General features: G+C 73.2%; 3 protein-coding genes. All 3 read right to left on the reverse strand.

Features of this window, described 5'->3' with window-relative positions; genetic code table 11:
* On the reverse strand, positions 1-1232 hold a 1232-nt coding region (locus tag G3I40_RS33780; protein WP_343245104.1), incomplete at its 3' end, for a hypothetical protein.
* The gene (locus tag G3I40_RS33785; RefSeq protein WP_164558652.1) at positions 1229-2365 is read right to left on the reverse strand and encodes a hypothetical protein; all 1137 of its coding nucleotides are present in this window, start codon (positions 2363-2365) and stop codon (positions 1229-1231) included. The genes G3I40_RS33785 and G3I40_RS33780, both read right to left, overlap by 4 nt.
* Positions 2362-3236 (reverse strand): hypothetical protein (locus G3I40_RS33790; protein WP_164558653.1); only part of this gene is annotated, 875 nt, incomplete at its 5' end. The genes G3I40_RS33790 and G3I40_RS33785, both read right to left, overlap by 4 nt.

Below are 3236 nucleotides of genomic sequence, written 5' to 3' on the forward strand. Positions count from 1 at the left end.
GAGCCGCCCGCGGAACCGCCCGCCGAGCCACCCGCCGAGCCGCCGCCCGTCGTGCCGCCGGAGGCGCCGCCCTCCACTGCCGTCGTGTCGATCTCCAGGGAGACCAGCGTGGTGGTCGGCGTGCAGGTCGTGGTCGTCCCCAAGGCCTCCACCGTGAGGACGCCCGGCGCGAGGGTCGACTTGCCGTCGGCGCCCGGCTTGTACGTGCCCGTCAGGTCCGGGATCGTCATCGGGTCGCCGGACTTGATGGCCTCCTTGTTCGTCGGGCCCTCGACCTTGACCGTGCCCTTGTCGGCGCCGCCCAGCTTCACGTCCATGGACGGCTTGACCGAGTTGGCGGGGATGTCGGCGGGGCTGTTCATGACCGCCTTCTTGAACTGGACGGTCAGGGCGTAGTTGCCGCCGTCCTTCTTGGCGTTGATCTGCACCGGGGACGTGGCGTTCTTGTCGCCGATGGGGGTCTTGCAGGCGTACGGGATCGACACCTCCTTGCCGGTGAAGTCGGTCTTGCCGTCGCCGCCGCCGGTGCCGCCGCCCGCCGCGGAGCCGCCGGAGTCGGAACCGCCGGCCGTGCCGCCCGCGGTGGTGTCGCCTCCCGTCGTGGTGCCGCCCGCACTCGTGCCACCGGCGCTCGTACCTCCGGCGCTGGTGCCACCGGCGCTGGTGCCGCCCGCCGAGGACCCGCCGCCGTCGGTGACCTTGATGGTCACCGCGGGCTTGACCGTCTCCTTGGGCGTGCACTTGGTGTCGGTGGAGATCGGCTTGTTGACGTTGATGTTGTACGCGTCCGGGGTCAGCGTCACGTCACCGGCCTTGGTGAGCTTCAGCTTGCCCTTCATGTCGGACAGCACCATCGGGCTGTTCTTCTTGATCGCGGGGTTCTCCCGCGGGCCCTCCACCTTGAGGTCGCCGGTCTGGGCGCCGCCGACCTTCACGGTGCCCGTCGGCAGGACGGTGTTGGCGGCGAGGTCGAGGACGTCGGGGTTCTTCGACGCGGCCTGGGTCGTCTTCCAGACCACGTCGATCTCGTCGCCGACCTTCGCGGTCGCCGGTGCGGTGACGGCGGCGATCGTGGTGCCCTCGACCGGCGGCAGACCCGAGATGGAGGGCGGGATGCACTCCGTCTTGAAGCTGGACTCGGCCGCGTGCACGGGCGCTGCGGCCAGCCACAGCCCCGCACCCGCCAGGATCAGGGCGCAGCCGGCCGCACCGGCTCTCCGTTGCGTGCTCACGTGTTTCCTTTCGTCGTCTGGCTGTTGTCGGGCGGTGCGGAGAGCTGACCGGCCGGGGGCACGCCGGGACCGGTGTCCGGGGTGAACCACGGCAGGGTGGTCGTGGGGGCGGGGTCGGAGCCGTTGCCGTCGCGGACCGGCTCGGGCCCCGGCGCGGGCGTACCGGGCTCCTGCTGCGGGAGCCTCAACCGCGGCATGCGCACGGTGAGTTCGGCCAGGCTCTGGGCGCCGCGGTGCCGGCCGGGGGCGTGCCGGTCGTGCGGGCGCAGCCGGTCCACGACCGCCATGCCGATGCGGAAGACGGCCGCCGGGACGACGACGCAGAGCAGGATCCAGAAGAGGGTGATGCCCCAGGGGCGGCCCACGCCCCACGGCTGTTCGGCGAAGACCTTGTCCCCGTACTTCAGCGACACCAGATAGCTGCCGTGGGCGCCAGCCGACAGCTCGACGGGCAGTTTGATCTGCGCCTTGCGCCCCGGCGCGATCGTGCCGCGCCACTGCTGTTCCTCGTACTTCGGCGCGAACACCCCGTGGGAGGTGCCGACTTGGAAGACGGGGTCCTTGACCGGCGTCGAGCCGACGTTGCCCACGGTGAAGGTGAACTTCCGCGAGGGCGGGGCGCCGAACCAGGTGAGGATGCCGCTCGACCCGTCCAGGCGGGTGTCGGTCACCATGGTCAGCCGCCCGTTGCCGGACGCGGCGGGCAGCTCCTTCACGGGGTGCCCCGCGACCTTGAACGCGGCGTCCGTCTGCGCCTTCTCCCCCATCACCGTCGCCACGTGGACGACGCACGGGCAGGGCTTGGGCGGCTCGGCCACCGGGAGCTTCTTGCTGAAGTTCCCGTCGGCGTCCGTGGTGACGGCCAACCCGTCGGAGTTGGCGCAGGAGTTGGTGCCGCCGATGACGCCGCGCTCGGGGCTCGACTGCCCGCAGACCAGCATCATCAGCAGTGCCTTGGGCCGCCAGCCGGCCCCCTTGACGGTGATCGAACCCCCGGTGCCCGCCTGGGCCGCGGAGAGGGTGACAGTGGGCCGGTCCGCGGCCGTGGCCCAGGGTGCCGCACCCGCGAGGAGCGCGGCCACCAGGGCGAGGACGGTCAGCAGCCGCGCGGCCGGGGCGCTGCGGCAGGTCATGGCGCACTCCCTTGCAATTCGGTGTGGCGTCGACGCTCCGCGTCCGGCTCGTCGCCCGCCACCGCCCGGTTCGAGCCTCTACGGGGCCTCTTTTTGATCCAGAACGCGACGCAGCCCGCCCCGGCGAGCACGGCGAGGACGCCGCCCAGGACCGGCCACGGGACGAACCGGGCCGTCGCCGTCGCCGAGTCCGCGGCGCCGCCGCCCGCCGTGACCGTGACCTTCACGTCGACCGAGTCGAGCGCCGGGGCGCCGGGCCAGGGTTCGGTGAGGCTGACCCGGCGGCCGGGCAGCAGCTCGACGGGCAGGGCGTGCGGCCCCTTGTCGAGGACGCTGCCGAGGACCCCGTCGGCCTTGACCGCGAGGCGCGGGCTGAGCGTCGTGTTGCCGCGGTTCACGACCTCGTACGCGATCCGGTCGCCGTGCTCCACGCGGACGTTCTCAACGGTGAGCGCGGCGAGGGTGGGTCCGCTGACCCGCAGGTGCACGCTGACCCCGGACTGCCGCCCGCCGCCGCTCGCCACGATCGCGCCCGGGTGGTCGCCCGGCGTCGCGCCCGCCGGCACGGTCACCGAGAACGGGATCTCGGCGCGGGTGCGCGCCGGTATCCGCACGGACTTCTCCGCGAAGGTGATCCAGTCCCCGGTGTCCTTTGCCTTCGCCCGTACGTCCAGCGCGCCGTCGGAGCGATTGTCGGCGTCGGCGCCGCGCAGCCGCACGTCGAGCGGCTCGGCGCCCGGGTTGGTGACGGCCACCTTGTCCTCCAGGACGGTGCCGGGGGCGCCCTCCGCGTAGACGTAGGGGCGCCCGTCCTCGGCGGCGGGCCGTGACCCGCCGCCCGCGGACGGGGCGATCGTCCAGGCCGGCGGGG

It is taken from the genome of Streptomyces sp. SID14478 (genome assembly GCF_010548525.1).
Lineage (GTDB): Bacteria > Actinomycetota > Actinomycetes > Streptomycetales > Streptomycetaceae > Streptomyces.